This window comes from Dryocola boscaweniae (genome assembly GCF_025215095.1).
Classification (GTDB): domain Bacteria; phylum Pseudomonadota; class Gammaproteobacteria; order Enterobacterales; family Enterobacteriaceae; genus Dryocola; species Dryocola boscaweniae.
In genome coordinates, this window is record NZ_JALHAP010000068.1 from 83,267 (window position 1) to 110,231 (window position 26,965).

Annotated in this window: 26 protein-coding genes, 3 tRNA genes and 2 other RNA genes; 29 read left to right on the forward strand and 2 right to left on the reverse strand. The window is 53.0% G+C overall.

Annotated elements, in window-relative coordinates; translation table 11 throughout:
- Positions 1–2: 2 nt before the first annotated feature.
- From phrB to nei, 5 genes are read left to right on the forward strand one after another with little or no spacing between them, the layout of a single operon-like run.
- On the forward strand, positions 3–1,439 hold the full coding sequence (phrB, locus tag MUA00_RS02800; RefSeq protein WP_271121548.1) for a deoxyribodipyrimidine photo-lyase: 1,437 nt from the start codon (positions 3–5) through the stop codon (positions 1,437–1,439).
- Entirely contained in the window at positions 1,429–2,172 is a 744-nt protein-coding gene (locus tag MUA00_RS02805; protein WP_271121547.1) for a type 2 GTP cyclohydrolase I, read from the forward strand. The genes phrB and MUA00_RS02805 overlap by 11 nt, the downstream gene beginning before the upstream one ends.
- Positions 2,173–2,192: 20 nt before the next feature.
- The gene (gene pxpB, locus MUA00_RS02810; RefSeq protein WP_271121546.1) at positions 2,193–2,849 is read left to right on the forward strand and encodes a 5-oxoprolinase subunit PxpB; all 657 of its coding nucleotides are present in this window, start codon (positions 2,193–2,195) and stop codon (positions 2,847–2,849) included.
- Entirely contained in the window at positions 2,843–3,775 is a 933-nt protein-coding gene (gene pxpC / locus MUA00_RS02815; protein WP_271121545.1) for a 5-oxoprolinase subunit PxpC, read from the forward strand. Before pxpB ends, pxpC begins: the two co-directional genes overlap by 7 nt.
- Before the next feature lie 18 nt (positions 3,776–3,793).
- On the forward strand, positions 3,794–4,585 hold the full coding sequence (nei, locus tag MUA00_RS02820; RefSeq protein WP_271121623.1) for an endonuclease VIII: 792 nt from the start codon (positions 3,794–3,796) through the stop codon (positions 4,583–4,585).
- An 84-nt stretch (positions 4,586–4,669) separates the two neighbouring features.
- On the opposite strand, the gene MUA00_RS02825 is transcribed toward nei, so the two are convergent.
- Both MUA00_RS02825 and MUA00_RS21385 read right to left on the reverse strand, forming a co-directional pair.
- Positions 4,670–5,956, reverse strand: coding sequence for a citrate synthase (locus MUA00_RS02825; RefSeq protein WP_271121544.1), 1,287 nt, complete (start codon positions 5,954–5,956; stop codon positions 4,670–4,672).
- 207 nt (positions 5,957–6,163) lie between these two features.
- Positions 6,164–6,322, reverse strand: a complete 159-nt coding sequence (locus MUA00_RS21385) for a hypothetical protein (protein ID WP_438941018.1) — start codon at positions 6,320–6,322, stop codon at positions 6,164–6,166.
- A gap of 278 nt (positions 6,323–6,600) precedes the next feature.
- Here MUA00_RS21385 and sdhC point away from each other — a divergent pair, with 278 nt between their 5' ends.
- From sdhC to MUA00_RS02945, 24 genes are all read left to right on the forward strand, one after another.
- Entirely contained in the window at positions 6,601–7,005 is a 405-nt protein-coding gene (gene sdhC, locus MUA00_RS02830) for a succinate dehydrogenase cytochrome b556 subunit (protein ID WP_271121543.1), read from the forward strand.
- The gene (sdhD, locus tag MUA00_RS02835; protein ID WP_271121542.1) at positions 6,999–7,346 is read left to right on the forward strand and encodes a succinate dehydrogenase membrane anchor subunit; all 348 of its coding nucleotides are present in this window, start codon (positions 6,999–7,001) and stop codon (positions 7,344–7,346) included. The genes sdhC and sdhD overlap by 7 nt, the downstream gene beginning before the upstream one ends.
- Positions 7,346–9,112 carry a succinate dehydrogenase flavoprotein subunit gene (sdhA, locus tag MUA00_RS02840; protein ID WP_271121541.1) on the forward strand — a complete coding sequence of 589 codons (1,767 nt, stop codon included), beginning with the start codon at positions 7,346–7,348 and terminating at the stop codon, positions 9,110–9,112. The genes sdhD and sdhA overlap by 1 nt, the downstream gene beginning before the upstream one ends.
- Before the next feature lie 15 nt (positions 9,113–9,127).
- Complete coding sequence (locus tag MUA00_RS02845; protein WP_271121540.1) at positions 9,128–9,844, forward strand: succinate dehydrogenase iron-sulfur subunit; 717 nt, start codon at positions 9,128–9,130, stop codon at positions 9,842–9,844.
- A 285-nt stretch (positions 9,845–10,129) separates the two neighbouring features.
- Complete coding sequence (gene sucA, locus MUA00_RS02850) at positions 10,130–12,937, forward strand: 2-oxoglutarate dehydrogenase E1 component (RefSeq protein ID WP_271121539.1); 2,808 nt, start codon at positions 10,130–10,132, stop codon at positions 12,935–12,937.
- A 14-nt stretch (positions 12,938–12,951) separates the two neighbouring features.
- Complete coding sequence (gene odhB / locus MUA00_RS02855) at positions 12,952–14,178, forward strand: 2-oxoglutarate dehydrogenase complex dihydrolipoyllysine-residue succinyltransferase (RefSeq protein WP_271121538.1); 1,227 nt, start codon at positions 12,952–12,954, stop codon at positions 14,176–14,178.
- 130 nt (positions 14,179–14,308) lie between these two features.
- Positions 14,309–15,475, forward strand: a complete 1,167-nt coding sequence (sucC, locus tag MUA00_RS02860) for an ADP-forming succinate--CoA ligase subunit beta (RefSeq protein WP_271121537.1) — start codon at positions 14,309–14,311, stop codon at positions 15,473–15,475.
- Positions 15,475–16,347 carry a succinate--CoA ligase subunit alpha gene (gene sucD, locus MUA00_RS02865; protein ID WP_271121536.1) on the forward strand — a complete coding sequence of 291 codons (873 nt, stop codon included), beginning with the start codon at positions 15,475–15,477 and terminating at the stop codon, positions 16,345–16,347. The genes sucC and sucD overlap by 1 nt, the downstream gene beginning before the upstream one ends.
- An 851-nt stretch (positions 16,348–17,198) precedes the next feature.
- Positions 17,199–18,767 carry a cytochrome ubiquinol oxidase subunit I gene (cydA, locus tag MUA00_RS02870; protein WP_271121535.1) on the forward strand — a complete coding sequence of 523 codons (1,569 nt, stop codon included), beginning with the start codon at positions 17,199–17,201 and terminating at the stop codon, positions 18,765–18,767.
- Positions 18,768–18,782: 15 nt separating this feature from the next.
- Positions 18,783–19,922 carry a cytochrome d ubiquinol oxidase subunit II gene (gene cydB, locus MUA00_RS02875; protein ID WP_271121534.1) on the forward strand — a complete coding sequence of 380 codons (1,140 nt, stop codon included), beginning with the start codon at positions 18,783–18,785 and terminating at the stop codon, positions 19,920–19,922.
- 14 nt (positions 19,923–19,936) lie between these two features.
- The gene (gene cydX / locus MUA00_RS02880; protein WP_271121533.1) at positions 19,937–20,047 is read left to right on the forward strand and encodes a cytochrome bd-I oxidase subunit CydX; all 111 of its coding nucleotides are present in this window, start codon (positions 19,937–19,939) and stop codon (positions 20,045–20,047) included.
- Positions 20,047–20,340 (forward strand): cyd operon protein YbgE, encoded by a 294-nt coding sequence (ybgE, locus tag MUA00_RS02885; protein WP_271121532.1) that lies wholly within the window; start codon positions 20,047–20,049, stop codon positions 20,338–20,340. Before cydX ends, ybgE begins: the two co-directional genes overlap by 1 nt.
- Before the next feature lie 147 nt (positions 20,341–20,487).
- Positions 20,488–20,892, forward strand: coding sequence for a tol-pal system-associated acyl-CoA thioesterase (gene ybgC, locus MUA00_RS02890; RefSeq protein ID WP_167609083.1), 405 nt, complete (start codon positions 20,488–20,490; stop codon positions 20,890–20,892).
- The gene (gene tolQ, locus MUA00_RS02895) at positions 20,889–21,575 is read left to right on the forward strand and encodes a Tol-Pal system protein TolQ (protein WP_271121531.1); all 687 of its coding nucleotides are present in this window, start codon (positions 20,889–20,891) and stop codon (positions 21,573–21,575) included. The genes ybgC and tolQ overlap by 4 nt, the downstream gene beginning before the upstream one ends.
- A gap of 10 nt (positions 21,576–21,585) precedes the next feature.
- Entirely contained in the window at positions 21,586–22,011 is a 426-nt protein-coding gene (gene tolR, locus MUA00_RS02900) for a colicin uptake protein TolR (protein WP_121267100.1), read from the forward strand.
- A 28-nt stretch (positions 22,012–22,039) separates the two neighbouring features.
- Complete coding sequence (gene tolA, locus MUA00_RS02905) at positions 22,040–23,257, forward strand: cell envelope integrity protein TolA (RefSeq protein WP_271121530.1); 1,218 nt, start codon at positions 22,040–22,042, stop codon at positions 23,255–23,257.
- Between the two features lie 129 nt (positions 23,258–23,386).
- On the forward strand, positions 23,387–24,679 hold the full coding sequence (gene tolB / locus MUA00_RS02910) for a Tol-Pal system beta propeller repeat protein TolB (RefSeq protein ID WP_271121529.1): 1,293 nt from the start codon (positions 23,387–23,389) through the stop codon (positions 24,677–24,679).
- Positions 24,680–24,705: 26 nt separating this feature from the next.
- Complete coding sequence (gene pal, locus MUA00_RS02915) at positions 24,706–25,224, forward strand: peptidoglycan-associated lipoprotein Pal (protein WP_121267098.1); 519 nt, start codon at positions 24,706–24,708, stop codon at positions 25,222–25,224.
- Positions 25,225–25,233: 9 nt separating this feature from the next.
- A complete protein-coding gene (gene cpoB, locus MUA00_RS02920; protein ID WP_271121528.1) occupies positions 25,234–26,028 on the forward strand; it encodes a cell division protein CpoB in 795 nt (264 codons plus the stop codon).
- A gap of 164 nt (positions 26,029–26,192) precedes the next feature.
- Positions 26,193–26,268 (forward strand) — tRNA-Lys (locus MUA00_RS02925).
- Positions 26,269–26,284: 16 nt separating this feature from the next.
- Positions 26,285–26,410, forward strand: a non-coding RNA gene (locus MUA00_RS02930) — RtT sRNA.
- A 44-nt stretch (positions 26,411–26,454) separates the two neighbouring features.
- A tRNA-Lys gene (locus MUA00_RS02935) sits at positions 26,455–26,530 on the forward strand.
- A gap of 199 nt (positions 26,531–26,729) precedes the next feature.
- Positions 26,730–26,805: transfer RNA gene (locus MUA00_RS02940), tRNA-Lys, on the forward strand.
- Between the two features lie 16 nt (positions 26,806–26,821).
- Positions 26,822–26,947, forward strand: a non-coding RNA gene (locus MUA00_RS02945) — RtT sRNA.
- The last annotated feature ends 18 nt before the right edge of the window (positions 26,948–26,965 follow it).

The window sequence follows — 26,965 nt, forward strand, 5'->3', positions numbered from 1 at the left end:
GTATGGCCACTCATCTGGTCTGGTTTCGCAGTGACTTACGTGTTTCCGATAACCTGGCGCTCGCGGCGGCCTGCCGCGATCCCGGAGCTAAAGTCATCGTTCTTTTTATCGCCACGCCTGAACAATGGCGACAACACGATATGTCACCCCGCCAGGCTGAATTTCTCTGGCAGCATCTGCGTTTGCTGCAAACATCTCTGGCCGAACGCGGGATAGCGCTTTTTATTAAACAAGTGGCCGATTTCACGGCTTCTATTGAGTACCTGAAAGGGTTCTGCGCCAGTCAAAACGTGGATGCTCTGTTTTACAACTATCAGTATGAGATCAACGAGCGCGAACGTGACGCGGCGGTGGAGAAAATTCTCGGGCGAGACGTAATATGCCAGGGCTTTGATGACAGCGTGCTCCTGCCGCCCGGCAGCGTAACCACCGGCAATCATGAGATGTACAAGGTTTTTACTCCTTTCAGCAAAGCATTTATTAAACGGTTGCAGGAAGGATTGCCGGAATGCGTTTCGGCGCCGCATTCTCGTGGCGAGCCGCTTGTTATCAAAGAGCCTGCGCCTTTTGATTATCCTGGTGAGAAAGTGGATACGGCGTTGTTTCCCGTTGGCGAACGAGCGGCTATTGCAAAGCTGCGGGAATTTTGCCTGCGTCCTGCCGTCGATTATGCCGAACAGCGTGACTTCCCGGCAATTGAAGGCACCAGTCGCCTGTCGCCATATTTAGCGCTCGGGGTGATTTCGCCGCGCCAGTGTCTGCATCGATTATTAAAAGAACATCCGCAGGCTATAGAGGGCGGGGAGGGGGCGACGTGGTTAAACGAGCTTATCTGGCGTGAGTTTTATCGCCATCTGCTTGTGGCCTGGCCGAAGCTCTGCCGCTTTCGTCCGTTTATCCCATGGACGGACAAGGTGCGCTGGCATCAGGATAAGGAACGGCTGGAGGCCTGGCAGAAAGGGAAAACGGGTTTCCCGATTGTCGATGCCGCAATGCGCCAACTCAACGCCACCGGCTGGATGCATAACCGTCTGCGCATGGTTGTTGCCAGCTTCCTTGTAAAAGATTTGCTCATCGACTGGCGGGCCGGCGAGCGCTACTTTATGTCGCAATTGATCGACGGCGATCTTGCGGCGAATAATGGAGGCTGGCAATGGGCGGCCTCCACTGGTACCGATGCGGCACCTTATTTCCGTATCTTCAATCCCACCACGCAGGGAGAGCGATTTGACGCCGAAGGAGCGTTTATTCGCCATTGGCTGCCCGAACTGAAAGCCGTTCCAGGCAAATATATCCATTCACCGTGGATTTGGGCGGATAAACAGCAGCAGACTCTGGACTATCCGCGCCCGATTGTTGACCATAAGCAGGCACGTATTGCGACACTTGCCGCCTATGAGGCGGCCCGAAAACCGGAAGATAAACAAGATGAAAAATAGCGAACTGGAACGCCTGATCAACGAAAAACTCAACAGCGCGGCGATAAGCGACTACGCGCCAAACGGCCTGCAGGTTGAGGGGCGTGAAGAGATCCGTAAAATTATCACCGGCGTAACGGCAAGCCAGGCCTTGCTGGACGAAGCGGTACGTCAAAATGCCGACGCGGTGATTGTGCACCACGGCTATTTCTGGAAAGGCGAATCACCGGTTATTCGCGGTATGAAGCGTAGCCGTCTGAAAACGCTGCTGGCAAACGACATCAATCTTTACGGCTGGCATTTGCCGCTGGATGCGCACCCGCAATTAGGCAATAACGCGCAGCTCGGTTCGTTGCTGGGCATCGAAACCAAAGGCGAAATTGAGCCGCTGGTGCCGTGGGGCGAGTTTTCCACACCGCTTTCTGGCGTGGAACTTGCTTCATGGATTGAGATGCGGCTTGGTCGCACTCCGCTGTGGTGCGGCGATGCCGGGCCCGATCAAATTCGTCGCATCGCCTGGTGTACCGGCGGTGGGCAAAGCTTTATTGATAGCGCCGCACGTTTTGGCGTGGACGCCTTTATTACCGGTGAGGTTTCCGAACAAACCATTCACTCCGCGCGTGAACAAGGCTTGCATTTTTATGCCGCAGGACACCACGCAACCGAACGCGGCGGCATCCAGGCATTGAGCGACTGGCTCAACAGCGAAACGGATTTAGACGTGACCTTTGTCGACGTTCCTAACCCGGCATAACGCGATATTCAGGAGGAAAAGTGCAAAGAGCGCGGTGTTATTTATTAGGCGAAAGCGCGGTGGTTCTGGAGCTGGAACCGCCGATATCCCTTGAGAGCCAGCAACGTATATGGGGGCTGACCCGCAGGCTTGAAGAAGCGGATTCCGTTCGGGAAGTTATTCCGGGTATGAATAACATTACCGTCGTGCTGCGCGAGCCGCAGAACCTTGCGCTGGACGGCATAGAGCGGATACAGCGCTGGTGGGAAGAGAGCGAGGCGATAATCCCTGAATCACGGCGCATTGAGATCCCGGTGATCTACGGCGGCGATACTGGGCCGGATCTTAAAGTCGTTGCCGAACATAACGGGCTAACGCCTCAACAAGTCGTGGAGCAGCATTCAGGTGCGGAATACGTGGTTTATTTTCTCGGCTTTCAGCCTGGTTTTGCTTATCTTGGCGGGCTTGCATCCACGTTACAAACGCCGCGCCGCGCTGAACCTCGCTTGCTGGTGCCTGCGGGTTCCGTAGGAATTGGCGGCAGCCAGACGGGAATTTATCCTCTTGCGACGCCGGGCGGCTGGCAGATTATTGGTCAGACATCCGTAAAACTGTTTAACCCTGACATTGAACCGCCAGCGTTGTTAGCGCCGGGCGATACCGTGCGCTTTGTGCCTCAGAAGGAGGGCGTGTGCTGAAGATTATTCGTGCCGGGATGCACACTTCTGTGCAGGATAGTGGGCGCTATGGTTATCGCCAACTGGGCGTCAGCCGCTGCGGCGCGCTGGATGGACCCGCTTTGCGCATCGCCAATTTGCTGGTGGGGAATAATCCTGAAAGCGCCGCACTGGAAATTACGCTTGGCCAGTGCGTCATTGAGTTTACGCAGGACGGCTGGTTTGCTTTAACAGGCGCGGGCTGCCATGCGGATCTGGACGGACATGCAGTCTGGACCGGATGGCGGCTGCCGGTAAAAGCCGGGCAACAGCTACGACTCAAATCGCCGGAAAGGGGGATGCGCAGCTACGTAGCCGTTGCGGGCGGGCTGGATATTCCTTTGCTGATGGGGTCAGCGAGTACCGATTTAAAAGCGCAGATTGGAGGCTTCTCCGGCCGTTTGCTGCAAGATGGCGATACGATTCCGCTTTTGCCGCCAAAACGCCACTTCCGCGAAGCGCGTGGTGTAAAACAACTGCTGTGGGGCAACCGTATTCGCGCGCTCCCGGGCCCTGAATATCACGAGTTCAGCCAGGGCGCTCAGGATAGTTTCTGGCGTTTGCCCTGGCAGCTAAGCCCGCAGAGCAACCGCATGGGCTATCGTTTTCAGGGACAACGTTTAGAGCGCAACACCGATCGTGAGTTGTTATCCCACGGTTTATTACCGGGCGTGGTGCAGGTGCCGCATAACGGACAGCCGATTGTCCTGATGAACGATGCGCAAACAACCGGCGGCTACCCGAGAATCGCCTGTGTGATTGAAGCGGACATGTTCCACCTTGCGCAGCTACGGCTGGGAGAGCCTATCCACTTTGTGCAATGCACGCTGGAAGAAGCGCTTAAAGCACGCCGCGATCAGCAGCTCTATCTGGATCAACTGGCCTGGCGGCTTAATGACGATGATTGATTTAATCCGGGAGCGATGATGCCTGAAGGACCGGAAATTAGACGAGCGGCAGACGCTCTTGAAGCTGCCGTTTTAAATAAACCGTTAACCGATGTCTGGTTTGCTTTTCCCGAATTAAAAATATTTGAAGAAGCTTTGATAGGGCAAAAAGTTGAGCGAATAGAAACGCGTGGAAAAGCATTACTCACGCGCTTCTCAAACGGGAAGACCTTATACAGCCACAATCAGCTCTATGGCGTATGGCGTGTGGTGAATTCGGGAGAAGCGCCGGTAACCACGCGCGTGCTGCGAGTAAAATTGCAAACGGCGGACAAAGCTATCTTGCTTTACAGCGCCTCCGATATTGCCATGCTCGATGATGAACAACTGGTGAAGCATCCTTTTTTGCTGCGTGTCGGTCCGGATGTTCTGGATTTAACGCTAACGGCGCAGCAGGTGAAAGAGCGCCTGTTGTCGCCGAGGTTTCGTAAGCGGCAATTCAGCGGCCTGTTATTGGATCAGGCATTTCTCGCGGGGTTAGGGAATTATCTGCGGGTGGAGATTCTCTGGTACGTTGGGCTCGCGGCTCATCATAAAGCGCAGGATTTAAGCGACGAACAGCTCGACAGGCTCGCAAATGCGCTGCTGGATATCCCGCGTTTTTCGTACAATACGCGTGGCAGCGTGGATGAAAATAAACATCACGGCGCGATTTTTAGCTTTAAAGTGTTTCATCGTGCAGGAAAAAAATGCGAGCGTTGCGGCGGGGTGATAGAGAAAACGATGCTGTCTTCGCGGCCTTTTTACTGGTGTTCCCGTTGCCAGCGTTAAATCTGGCGGATGACGCTTATCTGCCCTACGTTCGCCTGAACAATCGTAGGGCGGATAAGCAATGCGCCATCCGCCAGTCGGAGCTTATTTTTTCAAATCGGATTTGAAATCACGCTGCTCGTAGCCGGTATACAACTGGCGTGGACGGGCGATTTTGATGCCGTCGTCGTGCATTTCATTCCAGTGCGCAATCCAGCCCACGGTACGCGCCATCGCGAAGATAACGGTAAACATGGAAGAAGGAATGCCCATCGCTTTCAGGATGATGCCGGAGTAGAAGTCCACGTTCGGGTAGAGTTTCTTCTCGATGAAGTACGGGTCGTTAAGGGCGATATGCTCAAGCTCCATCGCCACTTCCAGCAGGCTGTTATCTTTCAGATTCAGCTCTTTAAGCACTTCATGGCAGGTTTCACGCATTACGGTGGCACGCGGGTCGTAGTTTTTGTACACGCGGTGACCAAAGCCCATCAGACGGAAAGAATCGTTCTTATCTTTCGCGCGGCGGATGAATTCCGGAATGTGTTCAACGCTGCTGATTTCTTCGAGCATTTTCAGTGCGGCTTCGTTAGCGCCACCGTGTGCAGGCCCCCACAGGGAAGCAATACCGGCAGCGATACAGGCGAATGGGTTTGCGCCCGAGGAACCTGCGGTACGAACGGTTGAGGTGGATGCGTTTTGCTCGTGGTCGGCGTGTAGGATCAGAATTCTGTCCATTGCGCGTTCCAGAATTGGGTTAACTTCGTATTTCTCGCACGGCGTGGAGAACATCATATTCAGGAAGTTGCCGGCATAGGATAGATCGTTGCGCGGATAAACGAACGGCTGACCAATGGAGTACTTGTAGCACATCGCGGCGACGGTCGGCATTTTGGACAGCAGACGGAAAGCCGCGATATCGCGATGGCGCGGATTATTTACATCCAGGGAATCGTGATAGAAGGCGGCCAGCGCGCCGGTTACGCCGCACAGAACGGCCATTGGGTGTGAGTCACGACGGAAACCGTGGAACAGGCGAGTGATCTGCTCATGGATCATGGTGTGGCGAGTGACGGTGGTCTGGAATTCTTCGAACCCTTCCTGAGTCGGCTTTTCGCCGTACAGCAGGATGTAACATACTTCAAGATAGCTGGAGTGGGTCGCCAGTTGATCAATAGGGAAACCACGGTGTAGCAGGATACCTTCGTCACCGTCGATAAAGGTGATTTTTGATTCGCATGATGCGGTGGAGGTGAAACCCGGATCAAAAGTAAACACACCTTTAGAACCAAGACTACGGATATCAATTACATCCTGACCGAGCGTGCCTTTTAGCACATCCAGTTCGAGAGCATCATCACCGTTATAGGTGAGGGTTGCTTTTTTATCAGCCATTTACGGTCTCCTTAGCGCCTTATTTCTTAAGACTGCAGGGTACCCGATTTGCATTCAAACCCGTGGAAATCATTACCAGTTTGTTATTTGGCTCTCAGCTCTGTTTTGAAAGGGATACAGCCAGGGTACAGAGCGATGGGCGCTTGCAGGTAACGCAGCCACGCAGGCGAAAAAACAGCAAATCAGGGGGTTAGCAGTCCATATCATTCAAACCTGTGTACCACTAATAACTGTCCTGATTGACGGGGTCAATACCGACACACTGTTACATAACTTATTCTCAGGTGAAAGGCTGACCCTATAACTTTTGCGAATTATACGGCTTTTCTGGCCTTGTTTGTAACAATAATGTTTAACTTTTGTCAAATCAGATGATTAAATTTTAAAATAATGTTGTTATCGTGATCCTGGTCACTGTTCAGAGCAAAACCCTTCAAACTATATGTAGGTTAATTGTAATGATTTTGTGAAGAGCCTATACTGCCGCCAGGTCTCCGGAATACCCTGCCACCGGGTGCCACCCAGCGTTGTAGCCAGTTTTTTGGCATCTGGACGTAGCTGTTTTTGCATGACGCACAGTTATAGAAAGTTCACGCTGTCTGACCCCGCCTGCAGATCCGGAGGAAGGAAACAATAAGAACAGCATGTGGGCGCTATTCATGATAAAAAATGCGAAGAAACAAAGACCTGTCAATCTGGATCTCACAACGATCCAATTTCCCGTGACTGCCATCGCTTCCATCCTCCATCGTGTATCCGGCGTGATCACCTTTGTGGCTGTTGGCATTCTGCTTTGGCTGTTGGGTCTGTCACTCTCCTCCCCGGAAGGTTTTCTCTCTGCTTCATCAATAATGAGCAGCTTCTTTGTTAAATTCATAATGTGGGGCATTCTGACGGCTCTTGCCTATCACGTGGTTGGCGGCGTTCGCCATATGCTGATGGACGTGGGCTATCTGGAAGAAACTCTGCAAGCGGGCAAACGATCCGCAACGCTTTCCTTTGTTATTACCGTCGTGCTTTCAATTCTTGCAGGAGTCCTCGTATGGTAAGCAATGCCTCCGCATTAGGTCGCAATGGCGTGCATGACTTTTTGCTGGTTCGTGCCACCGCCATCGTAATCACCCTGTACATCATCTATATGATTGGCTTCTTCGCTGTCACTGGCGAATTAACCTATGAGGTCTGGAGTGGGTTCTTCGCCTCCGCCTTCACCAAAGTGTTCACCCTGCTGACATTGTTCTCTATTTTGATCCATGCCTGGATTGGCATGTGGCAGGTGTTGACCGACTACGTTAAATCAGTAGCGATTCGCCTTGGGCTGCAATTGCTGATTGTTGTAGCACTGCTGGTTTACGTCATTTATGGATTTGTTGTGGTGTGGGGTGTGTAATGAATTTACCAGTCAGAGAGTTTGATGCTGTCGTCATCGGTGCCGGCGGCGCAGGTATGCGCGCCGCGCTGCAAATTTCACAAAAGGGCCAGAGTTGCGCCTTGCTGTCAAAAGTTTTCCCAACTCGTTCCCATACCGTATCTGCACAGGGCGGCATTACCGTAGCGCTTGGTAATACCCATGAAGATAACTGGGAATGGCATATGTATGACACGGTAAAAGGTTCCGATTACATCGGTGACCAGGATGCCATTGAATATATGTGTAAAACCGGCCCGGAAGCGATTCTGGAGCTGGAGCATATGGGTCTGCCGTTCTCCCGTCTTGATGATGGAAAAATTTATCAGCGTCCGTTTGGCGGCCAGTCGAAAAACTTCGGCGGCGAGCAGGCGGCACGTACCGCAGCGGCAGCTGACCGCACAGGTCATGCCCTTTTGCACACGCTGTATCAACAGAACCTGAAAAACAAAACGACGATTTTCTCCGAGTGGTATGCGCTGGATCTGGTGAAAAACGACGATGGCGCAGTAGTAGGCTGTACCGCGCTGTGCATTGAAACCGGTGAAGTCGTTTACTTCAAAGCTAAGGCAACCGTGCTGGCGACTGGCGGCGCAGGCCGTATTTATCAGTCCACGACTAACGCCCACATCAACACCGGCGACGGTGTCGGCATGGCGCTGCGCGCAGGCGTTCCAGTGCAGGATATGGAAATGTGGCAGTTCCACCCAACCGGTATCGCCGGGGCCGGGGTTCTGGTCACTGAAGGGTGCCGTGGCGAAGGTGGTTATCTGTTGAATAAACACGGCGAGCGCTTTATGGAGCGTTATGCGCCAAACGCAAAAGACCTGGCGGGTCGCGACGTGGTGGCTCGTTCCATCATGATCGAAATCCGTGAAGGCCGCGGCTGCGACGGCCCGTGGGGGCCGCATGCCAAGCTGAAACTCGATCACCTGGGTAAAGAAGTGCTTGAGTCCCGTCTGCCGGGTATTCTGGAGCTGTCCCGCACCTTCGCACACGTTGACCCGGTTAAAGAACCTATCCCGGTCATTCCAACCTGCCACTATATGATGGGCGGTATTCCGACCAAAGTAACCGGCCAGGCGCTGACGGTGAATGAGCAGGGTGAAGACGTTGTAATTCCGGGCCTGTTCGCAGTAGGTGAAATCGCCTGCGTATCGGTACACGGCGCTAACCGCTTGGGCGGCAACTCGCTGCTTGACCTGGTGGTGTTCGGCCGTGCGGCTGGTTTGCATCTGCTGGAATCTATCGCCGAGCAGGGCGAGTTGCGCGATGCATCCGAAGAGCAGATTAATGCCGCTCTGGAACGCCTTAACCGCTGGAATGGCAACCGCGACGGTGAAGACCCGGTTCAAATCCGTAAAGCGCTTCAGGAATGTATGCAGCATAACTTCTCGGTATTCCGCGAAGGCGATGCGATGGCCAAAGGGCTTGAACAACTGAAGGTTATCCGCGAGCGTCTGAAAAACGCTCGTCTGGACGATACTTCCAGCGAATTCAACACCCAGCGCGTTGAGTGCCTGGAGCTGGATAACCTGATGGAAACCGCTTTTGCTACCGCCGTTTCCGCTAATTTCCGCACTGAAAGCCGTGGCGCGCATAGCCGCTTCGACTACCCGGACCGTGACGATGCGAACTGGCTGTGCCACAGCCTGTACCTGCCAGAGTCGGAAAGCATGACCCGCCGTGAGGTGAACATGCAGCCGAAACTGCGTCCGGCATTCCCACCAAAAGTGCGTACTTACTAATAGCGGAGCAAAGTGATGAAACTCGAATTCTCTATTTATCGCTACAACCCGGACGTTGACGATGCTCCGCGTATGCAGGAGTACACACTGGAAGGGGAAGAAGGGCGCGACATGATGTTGCTCGACGCGCTTATTCAACTGAAAGAAAAAGATCCGACGCTGGCGTTTCGCCGCTCGTGCCGTGAAGGCGTTTGTGGCTCTGACGGCGTGAACATGAACGGTAAAAACGGTCTGGCCTGTATCACGCCAATCTCAGCGCTCGGTAATGGAAAACAGAAGATTGTTATCCGCCCGCTGCCAGGATTGCCGGTTGTCAGGGATCTGGTAGTGGACATGGGACAATTCTATGCCCAATATGAGAAGATTAAACCTTACCTGTTGAATAATGGGCAAAATCCACCCGCTCGCGAGCATTTACAGTCGCCAGAGCAGCGTGAAAAACTGGATGGTCTGTACGAATGCATTTTGTGCGCCTGCTGCTCGACCTCCTGCCCGTCGTTCTGGTGGAACCCGGATAAGTTCATCGGTCCGGCAGGTTTACTGGCGGCTTATCGCTTCCTGATTGATAGCCGTGATACTGAGACCGCCAGTCGTCTGGATGGGATCAGCGATGCTTTCAGCGTATTCCGCTGCCATAGCATCATGAACTGCGTCAGTGTATGTCCTAAGGGGCTGAACCCGACGAAAGCCATCGGCCATATCAAGTCGATGCTGTTGCAAAGAAGCGCTTAATAAGAGAAGCATTGGCGGATGGCGCAGGCTTATCCGCCCTACGGAGAAAGGTAGGGTGGATAAACGAAGAGCCATCCACCACACGGCTCCCGGGACGGGAGCCATGCAGGAAACCTTTAAAAACTGCCCTACGTAACCTCGTATAGCGACAGTTTTTAAAGGTTCCTTCGCGGGCCGTCTTACTACGGCAACAGGTCCGCTGAAAGTGAACCCTGGAATGTGTACCAAACGTGTACGCTATAGTTATCCACGCGATTTAAGCAGATAAATGCTTAAGGGATCACGATGCAGAACGGCGAAATGAAAGCCTGGCTGGATTCCTCTTACCTGGCGGGTGCGAACCAGTCCTGGATAGAGCAGCTCTATGAAGACTTCTTAACCGATCCTGACTCTGTTGATGCGCACTGGCGCTCAATGTTCCAGCAGTTACCTGGAACCGGAGCCAGACCGGATCAATTCCATTCTAAAACACGTGATTATTTCCGTCGTCTGGCGAAGGATGCCTCACGTTATTCAACCGCGATTACCGACCCTGACACTGACGTTAAGCAAGTTAAAGTGCTGCAGCTTATTAACGCATGGCGCTTCCGTGGTCATCAGGCGGCTAATCTCGATCCGCTCGGCCTGTGGAAACAGGATGCGGTTCCCGATCTCTCTCCGGCTTTTCACAATCTGACGGATGCCGATCTTCAGGAAACCTTTAACGTAGGTTCTTTTGCCGGCGGCAAAGAAACCATGAAGCTTGCCGATCTGATAGACGCGCTGAAACAAACCTACGGCGGCTCCATCGGTGCGGAATACATGCACATCACCAACACCGAAGAGAAACGCTGGATTCAGCAGCGTATTGAATCGGTAGTCGGGCACTCCACCTTCACCAGCGAAGAGAAAAAACGCTTCCTGAACGAGCTGACCGCGGCCGAAGGTCTGGAGCGTTATCTGGGGGCGAAATTCCCGGGCGCGAAACGCTTCTCGCTGGAAGGCGGCGACGCGCTGGTGCCAATGCTCAAAGAAATGATCCGCCATGCGGGCAAGAGCGGCACGCGTGAAGTGGTGCTGGGGATGGCGCACCGTGGCCGCCTCAACGTGCTGATTAACGTATTAGGCAAGAAACCGCAGGACCTGTTCGACGAGTTCGCGGGCAAGCATAAAGAACATCTCGGTACTGGCGATGTGAAGTACCACATGGGCTTCTCATCCGATGTTGAAACCGAAGGCGGCCTGGTTCATCTGGCGCTGGCGTTTAACCCGTCGCACCTGGAAATTGTTAGCCCGGTTGTTATCGGTTCTGTTCGTGCGCGTCTGGATCGTCTGGACAAACCGGGCAGCAACCAGGTTCTGCCGATCACCATTCATGGCGATGCTGCGGTAGCGGGTCAGGGCGTGGTTCAGGAAACCCTGAACATGTCCAAAGCACGTGGTTACGAAGTGGGCGGTACCGTTCGCATCGTTATTAACAACCAGATTGGTTTCACCACCTCCAACCCGCTGGATGCGCGCTCCACGCCGTACTGTACCGATATCGGTAAGATGGTGATGGCGCCGATTTTCCACGTCAATGCAGACGATCCGGAAGCGGTGGCTTTCGTGACCCGTCTGGCCCTGGACTTCCGTAACACCTTCAAACGCGACGTGTTTATTGACCTGGTTTGCTACCGTCGTCATGGTCATAACGAAGCCGATGAGCCAAGCGCAACTCAGCCAGTGATGTACCAGAAAATCAAGAAGCACCCGACGCCGCGTAAGATTTACGCCGACCGTCTGGAGCAGGAAAAACTGGTCACGCTTGAAGACGCTACCGAAATGGTGAATCTCTACCGCGATGCGCTGGATGCCGGCGAGTGCGTGGTAAAAGAATACCGTCCGATGAACATGCATTCGTTTACCTGGTCGCCATACCTTAACCACGAATGGGATGAAAGCTACCCGAACAAGGTTGAGATGAAGCGCCTGCAGGAGTTGGCCAAACGCATCAGCACCGCGCCGGAATCCGTTGAAATGCAGTCTCGCGTCGCCAAAATCTACAGCGATCGTCAGGAAATGGCGAACGGCGCCAAGAAATTTGACTGGGGCGCGGCTGAAAACCTGGCTTACGCCACGTTGGTTGATGAAGGCGTTTCTGTGCGTCTGTCTGGCGAAGATGCAGGCCGTGGCACGTTCTTCCACCGTCACGCTGTGATTCACAACCAGACCAACGGTTCTACCTATACTCCGCTTCAGCATGTTCACAACAGCCAGGGCGAGTTCAAAGTTTGGGACTCCGTACTGTCTGAGGAAGCTGTACTGGCATTTGAATATGGTTACGCTACCGCTGAGCCACGCACGCTGACCATCTGGGAAGCCCAGTTCGGCGACTTCGCGAACGGCGCGCAGGTTGTTATCGACCAGTTCATCAGCTCCGGCGAGCAGAAATGGGGCCGTATGTGCGGTCTGGTGATGCTGCTGCCGCACGGCTATGAAGGTCAGGGCCCCGAGCACTCTTCTGCGCGTCTGGAACGTTACCTCCAGCTTTGTGCTGAACAGAACATGCAGGTTTGCGTACCGTCTACGCCGGCACAGGTTTACCACATGCTGCGTCGTCAGGCGCTGCGCGGTATGCGCCGTCCGCTGGTGGTTATGTCGCCGAAATCCCTGCTGCGTCATCCGCTGGCGGTTTCCACGCTCGATGAGCTGGCAAACGGCACCTTCCTGCCTGCGATTGGCGAAGTTGATGAGCTGGATCCTTCTGCCGTGAAACGCGTGGTAATGTGTTCCGGTAAGGTTTATTACGACCTGCTTGAGCAGCGCCGTAAAAGAGATCAAAAAGATGTGGCGATTGTGCGCATCGAGCAACTGTATCCATTCCCTCACCAGGCGGTGCAGGAAGCGCTGAAGCCGTTCGCTCACGTGCATGATTTCGTGTGGTGCCAGGAAGAGCCGCTTAACCAGGGCGCATGGTATTGCAGCCAACACCACTTCCGCGAAGTGATTCCATTTGGATCAGCTCTGCGTTATGCAGGTCGTCCGGCCTCCGCCTCTCCGGCGGTAGGGTATATGTCCGTTCACCAGAAACAGCAGCAAGATCTGGTTAATGACGCGCTGAACGTCGATTAATTAAAGGATAAAAAATGAGTAGCGTAGATATTCTAGTTCCTGACCTGCCTGAGTCCGTTGCCGATGCGACCGTTGCAACATGGCATAAAAAACCGGGTGATACCGTAACCCGTGACGAAGTGCTGGTGGAAATCGAAACTGACAAAGTGGTACTGGAAGTACCGGCGTCCGCAGATGGTGTCCTGGATGCTGTTCTGGAAGATGAAGGCACGACGGTGACCTCCCGTCAAATTCTGGGCCGCCTGCGCGAAGGCAACAGCTCTGGCAAAGAAACCTCAGCCAAAGCAGACAGCAAAGAGTCCACGCCGGCCCAGCGTCAGCAGGCTTCCCTGGAAGAGCAAAATAACGACGCCCTTAGCCCGGCTATTCGCCGCCTGATTGCCGAGCATTCGCTGGATGCCAGCGCCATCAAAGGCAGCGGCGTTGGCGGTCGTATCACTCGTGAAGACGTTGATAAGCATCTGACTCAGGCGAAAGCAGCCGAGCCTGCTCATGCAAAAGCAGCGCAAGAAACCAAAGCGCCGGCGGCCCCTCTGGCTGGCCGCAGCGAAAAACGCGTGCCGATGACTCGTCTGCGCAAGCGTGTCGCCGAGCGTTTGCTGGAAGCGAAAAATTCCACCGCCATGCTCACCACCTTTAACGAAGTGAACATGAAGCCGATCATGGAACTGCGTAAGCAGTACGGTGAAGCCTTCGAGAAACGTCACGGCGTACGCCTGGGCTTCATGTCCTTCTATATTAAAGCGGTTGTTGAAGCGCTGAAACGCTATCCGGAAGTGAACGCTTCTATCGACGGCGAAGATGTGGTTTACCATAACTACTTTGACGTCAGCATTGCGGTATCCACACCGCGTGGTCTGGTTACGCCGGTGCTGCGCGATGTCGATACCATCGGCATGGCGGACATCGAAAAACGCATCAAAGAGCTGGCGGTAAAAGGCCGTGACGGCAAGCTGACCGTTGAAGACCTGACCGGCGGTAACTTCACCATCACCAACGGCGGTGTGTTTGGTTCCCTGATGTCTACCCCGATAATCAACCCGCCGCAGAGCGCGATCCTGGGTATGCACGCTATTAAAGACAGGCCAATGGCGGTCGACGGTAAAGTTGAGATCCTGCCGATGATGTACCTGGCGCTCTCGTACGATCACCGTTTGATCGACGGCCGCGAGTCTGTCGGCTATCTGGTAGCGATTAAAGAGCTGCTTGAAGACCCGACTCGTCTGCTGCTGGACGTGTAGTAAACCTCTGGCGGGTGGCGCTTTGCTCACCCGCCCTACAAATATCACCTGCCTTGTAGGTCGGATAAGCGAAGCGTCATCCGACGTAGATTGATGACCTACCTGTTTTTATGAAGGATGGATAGAACTCATGAACTTACACGAATATCAGGCGAAACAATTGTTTGCTCGGTATGGTTTACCGGCTCCGGTCGGTTACGCCTGCACCACACCGCGTGAAGCTGAAGAAGCGGCCTCTAAAATTGGCGCAGGTCCGTGGGTGGTGAAATGTCAGGTTCATGCCGGTGGCCGCGGTAAAGCGGGCGGCGTGAAAGTGGTTAACAGCAAAGAAGACATTCGCGCCTTTGCTGAACACTGGCTCGGTAAGCGCCTGGTGACTTATCAAACTGACGCCGGCGGCCAGCCTGTTCATCAGATTCTGGTAGAAGCTGCGACTGACATTGATAAAGAGCTGTATCTTGGCGCGGTAGTAGACCGCAGCTCACGTCGCGTGGTGTTTATGGCTTCCACCGAAGGCGGCGTGGAAATCGAAAAAGTGGCGGAAGAAACCCCACATCTGATCCATAAAGTTGCGCTGGATCCGCTGGCGGGCCCAATGCCTTACCAGGGTCGCGAACTGGCGTTCAAACTGGGCCTGGAAGGTAAGCAGGTTCAGCAGTTCACCAAAATCTTTATGGGTCTTGCGAATATCTTCCTTGAGCGTGATTTGGCGCTTATCGAAATCAACCCGCTGGTTATCACCAAGCAGGGCGATTTGGTTTGCCTCGACGGTAAACTGGGCGCCGACGGCAACGCATTGTTCCGCCAGCCAGAGCTGCGTGAAATGCGTGACCCAAGTCAGGAAGACGCTCGTGAATCTCAGGCTGCGCAGTGGGAACTGAACTATGTGGCGCTGGATGGCAACATCGGCTGCATGGTTAACGGTGCGGGCCTTGCTATGGGCACCATGGACATCGTTAAGCTGCACGGCGGCGAACCGGCTAACTTCCTGGACGTTGGCGGCGGCGCAACCAAAGAGCGCGTAACCGAGGCGTTCAAAATCATTCTGTCCGACGACAAAGTGAAAGCCGTTCTGGTTAACATTTTCGGCGGTATCGTACGTTGCGATCTTATCGCTGACGGTATTATCGGCGCGGTTGAAGAGGTAGGCGTGAACGTTCCGGTCATAGTTCGTCTGGAAGGCAACAACGCTGAACTGGGCGCGAAGAAACTGGCTGATAGCGGCCTGAACATCATTGCAGCAACAAGTCTGACGGATGCAGCACAGCAGGTTGTTGCTGCCGTGGAGGGGAAATAATGTCCATTTTGATCGATAAAAACACCAAGGTAATTTGCCAGGGTTTCACCGGCAGCCAGGGGACTTTCCACTCCGAACAGGCGATTGCATACGGTACTCAAATGGTTGGCGGCGTAACGCCAGGTAAAGGCGGCACCGAGCACCTCGGCCTGCCGGTCTTTAACACCGTGCGCGAAGCAGTAGAAGCAACTGGCGCAACCGCGTCTGTCATCTATGTTCCGGCCCCGTTCTGCAAAGACTCCATTCTGGAAGCTATTGATGCAGGCATTAAGCTGATTATCACCATCACCGAAGGTATCCCGACGCTGGATATGCTGACGGTGAAAGTGAAACTGGACGAAGCCGGCGTGCGCATGATTGGGCCTAACTGCCCGGGCGTTATCACCCCAGGCGAGTGCAAAATCGGCATTATGCCGGGTCATATCCATCTGCCGGGCAAAGTGGGTATCGTTTCCCGCTCCGGTACGCTGACTTATGAAGCGGTTAAGCAGACCACCGATATTGGTCTGGGCCAGTCCACCTGCGTGGGTATCGGCGGCGACCCAATCCCTGGCTCTAACTTCATCGATATTCTGAAGATGTTCGAAGAAGATCCGAAGACTGAAGCCATCGTTATGATCGGTGAGATCGGCGGTAGCGCGGAAGAAGAAGCCGCGGCTTACATCAAGGATCATGTAACCAAGCCGGTTGTAGGCTATATCGCCGGTGTTACCGCGCCTAAAGGCAAACGTATGGGCCATGCGGGCGCCATCATTGCCGGGGGTAAAGGTACTGCTGACGAGAAATTCGCAGCGCTGGAAGCTGCAGGCGTGAAAACCGTACGCAGCCTCGCTGACATCGGTGAAGCCCTGAAGGCGATTCTGCCGCAATAAAACTTTTCCCCGCTTTGGCGGGAAAAGGGTAGAACTAATAATAAATGTTCGACATGGTTGGCCGCCCTTTGGGTGGCCTTTTTTATGGCTAAAAATCTGTTATTGCATTGGTATACAACAAAAAAATGGGTTTATAGATGTAAAATATTTCGATTTTGCGTCGTTCCTGTACGCGGTTTTTTCATTTTATCTATTCGTCTTCTTCTCAGGTAACCTTTTAAAAAATAATGATTTGTTAATATGTTTATCATTAATAGTAAATATATTGTGAATTTCACCTGTCCGCTGAGGTTTTCACGCTTTAATAACGTGAAGTGATTAGCACAAGTTAAAGCGTCAATGGCAAAAGTGCATTTGCCATCCATAGTTTAAATAGTTGGCATTTATTTATAGTTAGTCTACAGCGCTTAACTTAGCGCTATAATCACGAACACTTTGTTAACAATGTATTTACCATTCATTCTTCAGCGAAACGTTATTAACAAAAGCAAGATTATATGCGCCAGATCAATATCTAAGGCTGGCTTAATAACCGCGAAAAGGGGAAAATTGCTGTAGATCAAACTGGCTGTATAGCGATATTTTCGCTATAAATTGATCACTGTCGAGAAACGCAAAAAACGCTAAGCAAATACCTATTTATTGTAAGGAAATTGCAGGGTAATATATTTGCGGATTATTTTAGGCTTTTATTAACGTATTTGTAACCTTTTCCCTTTTGTCGTCACATTTGAATAAATGTGCTGGCGAAGGGATATCTGGAAGCGAATGTTTTTGTATTAGGGCATGCGTTGTGGAAGCCTGCGGGCCTTCCACTGTCGGAGTCTTCATGCGAAGAGCAAGGAGTCAAGATGTTTGATATTGTCGAACTGTCGCGCTTACAGTTTGCCTTGACCGCGATGTACCACTTCCTGTTTGTGCCGCTGACGCTGGGTATGGCGTTCTTGCTGGCCATTATGGAAACGGTTTACGTTCTGTCGGGTAAACAAATTTATAAAGATATGACCAAGTTCTGGGGCAAGTTGTTTGGTATCAACTTTGCTCTGGGGGTTGCCACCGGGTTGACCATGGAGTTCCAGTTCGGGACTAACTGGTCTTACTATTCTCATTATGTGGGCGACATTTTTGGTGCGCCGCTGGCCATTGAAGGCCTGATGGCATTCTTCCTCGAATCCACCTTCGTTGGTCTGTTCTTCTTCGGTTGGGATCGCCTCAGTAAAGTGCAGCATATGGCGGTGACCTGGCTGGTAGCGCTTGGCTCCAACCTTTCCGCGCTGTGGATTCTGGTTGCGAACGGCTGGATGCAAAACCCAATCGCTTCGGATTTCAACTTCGAAACCATGCGTATGGAAATGGTCAGCTTCGCTGAGCTGGTCCTTAACCCTGTTGCGCAGGTTAAATTCGTTCATACCGTTGCTTCTGGCTACGTTTGCGGCGCGATGTTCGTTCTGGGCATCAGCTCTTATTACATGCTTAAAGGCCGTGACTTCGCGTTTGCGAAGCGCTCTTTTGCCATTGCTGCAAGCTTTGGTATGGCGGCAATCCTGTCCGTTATCGTGCTGGGGGATGAGTCCGGTTACGAAATGGGGGACGTGCAGAAAACCAAACTGGCAGCCATTGAAGCCGAGTGGGAAACTCAACCGGCGCCGGCAGCCTTTACGCTGTTTGGCATTCCTGACCAGGATAAGCAAGAAAACCGTTTCGCGATTCAAATTCCGTACGCGCTGGGCATCATCGCGACGCGTTCTGTTGATAAACCCGTCACCGGTTTGAAAGAACTGATGGTGCAGCACGAAGAGCGTATCCGTAACGGCATGAAGGCTTACAGCCTGCTTGAAGAATTACGTGCCGGGACAACTGACCAGACCGTGCGTGACAACTTCAATAACGTTAAGAAAGATCTTGGTTACGGTCTGCTGCTGAAGCGCTATACCCCGAACGTCACCGACGCGACGGAAGAGCAAATTCAGAAAGCGACAAAAGATTCTATTCCACGCGTTGCGCCGCTGTACTTTGCGTTCCGTATCATGGTGGGCTGCGGCTTCCTGATGCTGTTTATTATTGCGGCGTCGTTCTGGACCGTGACTCGTAATGCTATCGGATCGAAAAAATGGCTGCTGCGTGCGGCGCTTTATGGCATTCCACTGCCGTGGATCGCCATCGAATCCGGCTGGTTTGTAGCTGAATATGGCCGTCAACCGTGGGCGATTGGTGAGGTGCTGCCAACCGCAGTCGCCAACTCCTCGCTGACCGTGGGCGATCTGCTCTTCTCTATGATTCTGATTTGCGGTCTTTACACGCTGTTTATGGTGGCCGAGCTGTACCTGATGTTCAAATTTGCTCGCCTTGGGCCGAGTAGTCTGAAAACGGGTCGCTATCACTACGAGCAGTCCTCCGTATCTTCACAGCCGGCACGCTAAGACAGGAGTCGTGAAATGATCGATTATGAAGTATTACGTTTTATCTGGTGGCTGCTGGTTGGCATTTTGCTGATTGGTTTTGCCGTTACCGACGGCTGGGATATGGGGGTGGGGATGTTGACCCGCTTCCTGGGCCGTAACGACACCGAACGTCGTATTATGATCAACTCTATCGCCCCGCACTGGGACGGTAACCAGGTGTGGCTTATCACCGCAGGCGGCGCGCTGTTTGCTGCCTGGCCAATGGTCTACGCAGCGGCGTTTTCCGGCTTTTATGTGGCGATGATTCTGGTGCTGGCATCCTTGTTCTTCCGCCCGGTAGGCTTTGACTACCGCTCTAAGATCGAAGATACCCGCTGGCGCAACATGTGGGACTGGGGCATTTTTGTCGGTAGCTTTGTGCCGCCGCTGGTCATCGGCGTGGCGTTTGGCAACCTATTGCAGGGCGTCCCTTTCCATATGGACGAGTACATGCGTCTGTTCTACACCGGTAACTTCTTCCAGTTGCTGAACCCGTTTGGTCTGCTGGCGGGCGTAGTGAGCGTTGCGATGATCCTGACGCAGGGCGCGACTTACCTGCAAATGCGTACGGCAGGTGAGGTCTATCTGCGCTCCCGTGTGACTTCACAAGTTGCGGCTCTGGTGACGATGGTATGCTTCGCCCTGGCAGGCGTTTGGGTGATGTACGGCATTGACGGTTATGCAGTAACTTCCGTTATTGACCATCATGCGCCGTCGAATCCGCTGGCAAAAGAAGTGGTACGTGAAGCCGGCGCCTGGCTGGTGAATTTCAACGCTATGCCGTCTCTGTGGGCTATTCCTGCGTTGGGCGTTGTTCTGCCGCTGCTGACCGTGTTAACAGCGCGTATGAACCGTAGCGCGTGGGCGTTCCTGTTCTCGTCCCTGACGCTGGCCTGCATTATCCTGACGGCGGGTATCGCGATGTTCCCGTTCATCATGCCATCCAGCACTGTGCTGAATGCGAGCCTGACAATGTGGGATGCGACTTCCAGCCAACTGACGTTGAATGTGATGACCTATGCTGCTGTGGTATTCGTCCCAATCATTCTGGCCTACTCGGGCTGGTGTTACTGGAAAATGTTCGGTCGTATCACCAAAGAACATATTGAAAGCAACACCCACTCTCTGTACTAAGTAAGGAGCTGATTATGTGGTACTTTGCATGGATTCTGGGGACGCTTCTTGCCTGTGCATTTGGCATCATCACGGCGCTTGCGCTTGAGCACATCGAAGCGAAAGCCGGGAAAGAAGAACACTAATGGAAGTAATTATCGCAAAGGTATATGCGGTAATGGATAAGAGCCCCTTGAGGGCTCTTTCCTTAATAATGGCGCTGGTCCTGGCTGGTTGCATCTTCTGGGACCCCTCGCGCTTTGCCGCAAAGACCAGCGGGCTTGAAATCTGGCACGGTTTCCTGCTGATGTGGGCCGTGTGCGCCGGGGTGATTCACGGGGTGGGATTTCACCCGAAGAAAGTTCTCTGGCAGGGCATTTTCTGTCCTTTAATCGCTCAACTTGTGTTGCTGGCCGGGCTGCTGTTTTTCTTCGCTTGAGGCTTTGCTCAGCCTAATCTGATTTACTTAAAATTTATGGGTTTTCACAGGCCCATAAATTTTTACCTAACGTTTAATACTACCCATTCCCAACCCTCATCCTCTTGCGTATAGTAGCAACGTTTAATTGCATTACCGGGATGTAAAGTGAGTACAACGCTGTTTCGATGGCCGGTTCGGGTCTACTACGAAGATACCGATGCCGGTGGTGTGGTTTACCACGCCAGTTATGTTGCTTTTTATGAAAGAGCACGCACTGAGATGCTGCGCCAGCACCACTTTAACCAGCAGGATTTGCTGGCGGAGCGCATCGCCTTTGTCGTACGCAGGATGACAGTCGATTATCTTGCGCCTGCCCGACTCGACGATTTACTCGAAATCCAAAGTGAAATTACATCGATGCGAGGCACTTCTATGGTGTTTACGCAGCGAATAGTCAATGCCGATGGGCGGACACTTAACGAAGCTGAGGTCCTTATCGTCTGTGTTGATCTTCTCTCAATGAAGCCTCGTGCGCTTCCCAAGTCTATTGTCGCGGAGTTCAAGCAGTGACTGACATGAATATCCTTGATTTGTTCCTGAAGGCGAGCCTTCTGGTCAAATTTATCATGTTGATTTTGATTGGTTTTTCCATTGCATCATGGGCAATCATCATTCAGCGAACGCGAATCCTCAATGCCGCCACCCGCGAAGCGGAAGCCTTTGAAGATAAGTTCTGGTCGGGCATTGAATTGTCCCGTCTCTATCAGGAAAGCCAGGGCCGCCGTGACAATCTTGCCGGTTCCGAGCAAATTTTCTACTCAGGATTCAAAGAGTTTGCCCGGCTGCATCGTGCAAATACTCATGCCCCGGAAGCGGTGGTCGATGGCGCCGCACGTGCCATGCGTATTTCGATGAGCCGTGAGCTCGAAACGCTCGAAACTCATATTCCTTTCCTTGGTACCGTGGGTTCCATCAGCCCTTACATCGGTCTGTTTGGTACGGTATGGGGGATCATGCATGCCTTTATCGCACTGGGTGCGGTGAAACAAGCGACGTTGCAGATGGTGGCGCCAGGCATCGCAGAAGCATTGATTGCGACCGCGATTGGTCTGTTTGCCGCAATTCCAGCGGTAATGGCGTATAACCGCCTGAACCAGCGCGTGAACAAACTGGAATTGAATTACGACAACTTTATGGAAGAGTTCACGGCTATCCTGCACCGTCAGGCTTTTACCAGCAGCGATAAGCAGTAAGGGGTAAGTCATGGCCAGACGTACACGTGGTCGTCGTGAACTAAAGTCAGAAATTAACATCGTACCTCTGTTGGACGTGTTGCTGGTGCTGTTGCTGATTTTTATGGCAACGGCTCCCATCATCACCCAGAGCGTTGAGGTGGACTTGCCGGATGCGACAGATTCGCAAACGGTAAGCAGTAACGATGAGCCTCCGGTCATTATTGAAGTGTCCGGGGTAGGGCAGTACAGCGTGGTGGTTGAAAAAGACCGGATGGAACAATTGCCGTCTGAGCAGGTTGTTGCTGAAGCCCAGCGTCGTCTGCAGGCAAATCCTAAAACGGTCTTTTTGATCGGTGGTGCGAAAGATGTCCCGTATGAGGAAATCATTAAGGCACTTAACCTGCTGCACAGTGCAGGGGTCAAATCCGTCGGTCTGATGACGCAGCCAATCTGATCCATCTCGCTATATTTGGGAACTGATAGTGTCAAAGGCAACCACAGAAAACGATAAGCTCAAGCGCGCGATAATCGTCTCAGTGATCCTGCATATCATCTTGATTGCAATCCTGATATGGAGTTCGTTTGACGAGCACATAGACGCCAGTGCGGGCGGCGGCGGTGGATCGTCCATTGACGCGGTCATGGTCGATCCGGGTGCCGTGGTGCAACAGTACAATCGCCAGCAGAATCAGCAGGCGAGCAGTAAGCGAGCAGCGGAGCTTCGCGAAAAGCAGGCGCAACAACAGGCTGAAGAGCTTCAGGAAAAACAGGCCGCTGAACAGCAGCGTCTGAAAGCACTGGAGAAAGAACGTCTGGAAGCGCAGGAGCAGGCAAAGCAGCAGGCCGAGGAGCAGAAAAAGGCGCAAGAAGCAGCTAAAGAAGCGCAGGAACAACAGAAACAGGCCGAAGCGGCTGCGGCGAAAGCCAAAGCAGACGCTAAAGCCCAGGCTGATGCTCAGGCGAAGGCTGCGGAAGAGGCGGCGAAGAAAGCCGCTGCCGACGCACAGAAAAAAGCTGCTGAAGAAGCGGCAAAAAAAGCAGCCGACGCACAGAAAAAGGCGGCTGCTGATGCAGCAGCCGCAGCGAAGAAGGCTCAGCAAGACGCTGAGAAGAAAGCGGCTGCCGAGGCGGCTAAACAAGAAGCTAAAGAAGCGGCCAAAGCTGCAGCGGCCGAAAAAGCCGCCGCGGAGAAAGCCGCAGCCGATAAGGCTGCCGCTGCAAAAGCTGCTGCAGACAAAAAAGCGGCTGCTGATGCAAAGAAAAAAGCTGCAGCTGAGAAAGCAGCGGCCGATAAAGCCGCAGCCGAGGGCGTTGACGACCTCTTTGGCGATCTGAGCTCAGGTAAGAATGCACCGAAAACCGGCGGCGGAGCGAAAGGAGATAGCGCAGCCGCGGCCGGGAAAGGGAATAATAAAAACAATGGCGCAACTGGCGCTGAAATCAGTGGTTACGCGGGACAGATAAAAGCAGCAATTGAGAGCAAGTTTTATCAGGACCCTGCCTTCAGTGGCAAGACCTGCTCGTTGCGCATAAAACTGGCTCCTGATGGTTTACTGCTTGATATTAAATCAGAGGGTGGCGACCCGGCTCTTTGCCAGGCTGCCATTGCGGCAGCGCGTCTGGCGAAGATTCCAAAGCCGCCAAGCCAGGATGTTTATGAAGTTTTCAAAAACGCGCCTATCGACTTTAAGCCCCAGTAAAATTTTCCTGACAAAGTTAGGAAAAACTTACCAGGATTAAGTCACAGTGAATTGGTAGTTTTGTGTATTTGGGGTCGTTAAAATTCTGCTAAATTATCGTGGGCTTTGGGTCCGGATAAGGGAGATATGATGAAGCAGGCATTTCGAGTAGCATTAAGTTTCTTGATGCTGTGGGCAGCGGTGCTGCACGCAGAAGTTCGTATTGAGATCACACAAGGTGTGGACTCGGCACGTCCTATTGGTGTGGCGCCGTTCAAATGGGCAGGCCCAGGCGCGGCACCTGAAGATGTCGGCGGCATTGTTGCCGCTGACTTGCGTAACAGCGGTAAGTTCAATCCGCTGGACAGATCCCGTTTGCCGCAACAGCCGGGCTCCGCCCAGGAAGTGCAGCCAGCAGCCTGGACCGCCTTGGGTATTGACGCTGTTGTTGTAGGGCAGGTTACGCCAAACGGCGATGGCAGCTATACCGTTGCTTACCAACTGGTCGACACCTCAGGTGCGCCAGGTACGGTTCTGGCTCAGAACTCCTACAAGGTAAATAAACAGTGGCTACGCTATGCCGGCCATACCGCAAGCGACGAAGTATTTGAAAAGCTGACCGGGATTAAAGGCGCTTTCCGCACTCGTATCGCATATGTTGTGCAGACCAACGGCGGCCAGTTCCCGTATGAGCTTCGCGTTTCTGATTATGATGGCTACAACCAGTTTGTGGTTCACCGTTCTCCGCAACCGCTGATGTCTCCAGCCTGGTCTCCGGACGGCAGCAAAGTCGCCTATGTAACCTTCGAAAGCGGCCGTTCTGCTCTGGTTATTCAGACTCTGGCTAACGGCGCTGTGCGTCAGGTGGCTTCTTTCCCACGTCACAACGGTGCGCCTTCGTTCTCTCCGGACGGCAGCAAGCTGGCCTTCGCGCTGTCTAAATCCGGCAGTCTGAATCTTTACGTGATGGATATCGGCTCCGGGCAAATCCGCCAGATTACCGATGGCCGTAGCAACAACACTGAACCAACCTGGTTCCCGGACAGCCAGAATCTGGCCTATACGTCTGACCAGGCCGGTCGTCCACAGATTTATAAAGTGAATATCAACGGCGGTGCTCCGCAGCGTTTGTCCTGGGAAGGTACCCAGAACCAGAACGCTGACGTAAGCTCTGACGGCAAGTTTATGGTAATGGTGAGCTCCGCAGGCGGACAGCAACACATTGCCAAACAGGATCTGGTAGCGGGTGGCGTACAAACTTTATCGTCAACGTTCCTGGATGAAACGCCAAGTCTGGCACCTAACGGCACCATGGTAATCTACAGCTCTTCTCAGGGGATGGGATCCGTGCTGAATCTGGTCTCAACAGATGGGCGTTTCAAAGCGCGTCTTCCGGCAACCGATGGTCAGGTTAAATCACCTGCCTGGTCGCCGTATCTGTGATAATAAAATATTAAAGGATCAAAGAAATGCAACTGAACAAAGTGCTGAAAGGGCTGATGATTGCTCTGCCTGTTATGGCCATCGCGGCGTGTTCTTCCAACAAGAACGCCAGCAATGACGGCAGCGAAGGCATGCTGGGTGCTGGCACTGGTATGGACGCTAACGGTCAAGGCAACATGTCTTCCGAAGAGCAGGCTCGTCTGCAGATGCAACAGCTGCAACAGAACAACATCGTCTACTTCGGTCTGGACAAGTATGATGTTTCTTCTGAATTTGCTGCAATGCTGGATGCGCACGCAAACTTCCTGCGTAGCAACCCGTCTTACAAAGTGACCGTAGAAGGTCATGCGGACGAACGTGGCACCCCGGAATACAACATCTCCCTGGGTGAGCGTCGTGCTAACGCCGTTAAGATGTATCTGCAAGGTAAAGGCGTTTCTGCAGACCAGATCTCCATCGTTTCTTACGGTAAAGAAAAACCAGCAGTACTGGGTCATGACGAAGCGGCTTACGCTAAAAACCGTCGTGCCGTACTGGTTTACTAAGAGAATGACATGAGCAGTAACTTCAGACATCACGTGTTGAGTCTGTCGTTACTGGTTGGCATAGCGGCCCCCTGGGCCGCTTTTGCTCAGGCGCCAATCAGTAGTGTCGGCTCAGGCTCGGTCGAAGACCGTGTCACCCAACTCGAGCGTATTTCTAATGCTCACAGTCAGCTTTTAACCCAACTCCAGCAACAGCTCTCCGATAACCAAAGCGATATTGATTCCCTGCGCGGTCAGATTCAGGAAAGCCAGTATCAGCTCAACCAGGTTGTGGAGCGTCAGAAACAAATTCTGTTGCAGATAGACGGCCTCAGCAACGGCGGCGCCGCAACGGGACAGGCGACCGGTAACGATCAGGGCGCAGCTACGGCAGCACCAGATGCCGGCGCGTCTGCAAACGCACCGGCTGCTGGCGCACCTGTACAGAGCGGCGACGCGAACAGCGATTACAATGCGGCAATCGCTCTGGTACAGGATAAATCGCGTCAGGATGAGGCGATGGCCGCTTTTCAGAGCTTCGTGAAGAAATATCCGGACTCGACTTACCAGCCAAATGCGAACTACTGGCTCGGGCAGTTGAATTACAACAAAGGGAAAAAAGACGATGCGGCGTTTTATTTTGCCTCCGTGGTGAAAAATTATCCCAAGTCGCCTAAAGCCCCGGACGCGATGTATAAGGTTGGATTGATCATGCAGGACAAAGGCGACGCCGCGAAAGCGAAAGCCGTCTATCAACAAGTGATCAAACAATTCCCAAACACCGACGGCGCGAAGCAGGCGCAAAAGCGTCTGAATGCGATGTAATGCTTGCGGCCTGACCAGATATCGTTGCTTTTCTGGTCTTGCCGCGCGATTACTAAGCAGTTGAGCGATCCGCGTTGAAATTGTTGTTGCGTCAAAATCTTAAATCAGTAATATATGCCGCCGTTGCCGGGGGATAAGTAACTAACCGGCAGTGACACGAAAATGGGTCGTTAGCTCAGTTGGTAGAGCAGTTGACTTTTAATCAATTGGTCGCAGGTTCGAATCCTGCACGACCCACCAATTTTCGAACAGAAAGACGGTTTGTGAATCGTGAAGGGTTTGAACCTGCTGCAGGTTCGAGTTGAGCGCAAGCGAAACAGCGTTGCAAAGCAACGACCCGAAGGGTGAGGTCTGAGGCCGAATCATCCTGCACGACCCACCAATTTTCGATGTCGCAAGTTTTGAAGCAGGCAGTAACCGCACAGCGGGTCGTTAGCTCAGTTGGTAGAGCAGTTGACTTTTAATCAATTGGTCGCAGGTTCGAATCCTGCACGACCCACCAATTTTCGAACAGAAAGACGGTTTGTGAATCGTGAAGGGTTTGAACCTGCAGCAGGCAGACAAAATCGTCGGGAACGATTTTGAACGTCGCTTGCGACGGCCCGGAGGGCGAGTCTCAGGATGAGACGAGTAATCATCCTGCACGACCCACCATCTTTCTTTGATGAATGCCTCTTTGAAACAAGCAGTAACCGCACAGCGGGTCGTTAGCTCAGTTGGTAGAGCAGTTGACTTTTAATCAATTGGTCGCAGGTTCGAATCCTGCACGACCCACCAATTTTCGAACAGAAAGGCGGTTTGTGAATCGTAAAGGGTTTGAACCTGCTGCAGGTTCGAGTTGAGCGCAAGCGAAACAGCGTTGCAAAGCAACGACCCGAAGGGTGAGGCCTGAGGCCGAATCATCCTGCACGACCCACCATCTTCAGATAAAGGCGCC

Coding starts and splice junctions, on each gene's coding strand:
- MUA00_RS02805 (WP_271121547.1), top strand. CDS start 1,429: ATGAAAAATAGCGAACTGGAACGCCTGATCAACGAAAAACTCAACAGC.
- sdhD (WP_271121542.1), top strand. CDS start 6,999: ATGGTAAGCAATGCCTCCGCATTAGGTCGCAATGGCGTGCATGACTTT.
- sucA (WP_271121539.1), top strand. CDS start 10,130: ATGCAGAACGGCGAAATGAAAGCCTGGCTGGATTCCTCTTACCTGGCG.
- sucD (WP_271121536.1), top strand. CDS start 15,475: ATGTCCATTTTGATCGATAAAAACACCAAGGTAATTTGCCAGGGTTTC.
- sucC (WP_271121537.1), top strand. CDS start 14,309: ATGAACTTACACGAATATCAGGCGAAACAATTGTTTGCTCGGTATGGT.
- sdhA (WP_271121541.1), top strand. CDS start 7,346: ATGAATTTACCAGTCAGAGAGTTTGATGCTGTCGTCATCGGTGCCGGC.
- tolB (WP_271121529.1), top strand. CDS start 23,387: ATGAAGCAGGCATTTCGAGTAGCATTAAGTTTCTTGATGCTGTGGGCA.
- cydB (WP_271121534.1), top strand. CDS start 18,783: ATGATCGATTATGAAGTATTACGTTTTATCTGGTGGCTGCTGGTTGGC.
- MUA00_RS02845 (WP_271121540.1), top strand. CDS start 9,128: ATGAAACTCGAATTCTCTATTTATCGCTACAACCCGGACGTTGACGAT.
- cpoB (WP_271121528.1), top strand. CDS start 25,234: ATGAGCAGTAACTTCAGACATCACGTGTTGAGTCTGTCGTTACTGGTT.
- sdhC (WP_271121543.1), top strand. CDS start 6,601: ATGTGGGCGCTATTCATGATAAAAAATGCGAAGAAACAAAGACCTGTC.
- ybgE (WP_271121532.1), top strand. CDS start 20,047: ATGGAAGTAATTATCGCAAAGGTATATGCGGTAATGGATAAGAGCCCC.
- odhB (WP_271121538.1), top strand. CDS start 12,952: ATGAGTAGCGTAGATATTCTAGTTCCTGACCTGCCTGAGTCCGTTGCC.
- pal (WP_121267098.1), top strand. CDS start 24,706: ATGCAACTGAACAAAGTGCTGAAAGGGCTGATGATTGCTCTGCCTGTT.
- MUA00_RS02825 (WP_271121544.1), bottom strand. CDS start 5,956: ATGGCTGATAAAAAAGCAACCCTCACCTATAACGGTGATGATGCTCTC.
- nei (WP_271121623.1), top strand. CDS start 3,794: ATGCCTGAAGGACCGGAAATTAGACGAGCGGCAGACGCTCTTGAAGCT.
- cydX (WP_271121533.1), top strand. CDS start 19,937: ATGTGGTACTTTGCATGGATTCTGGGGACGCTTCTTGCCTGTGCATTT.
- tolR (WP_121267100.1), top strand. CDS start 21,586: ATGGCCAGACGTACACGTGGTCGTCGTGAACTAAAGTCAGAAATTAAC.
- cydA (WP_271121535.1), top strand. CDS start 17,199: ATGTTTGATATTGTCGAACTGTCGCGCTTACAGTTTGCCTTGACCGCG.
- phrB (WP_271121548.1), top strand. CDS start 3: ATGGCCACTCATCTGGTCTGGTTTCGCAGTGACTTACGTGTTTCCGAT.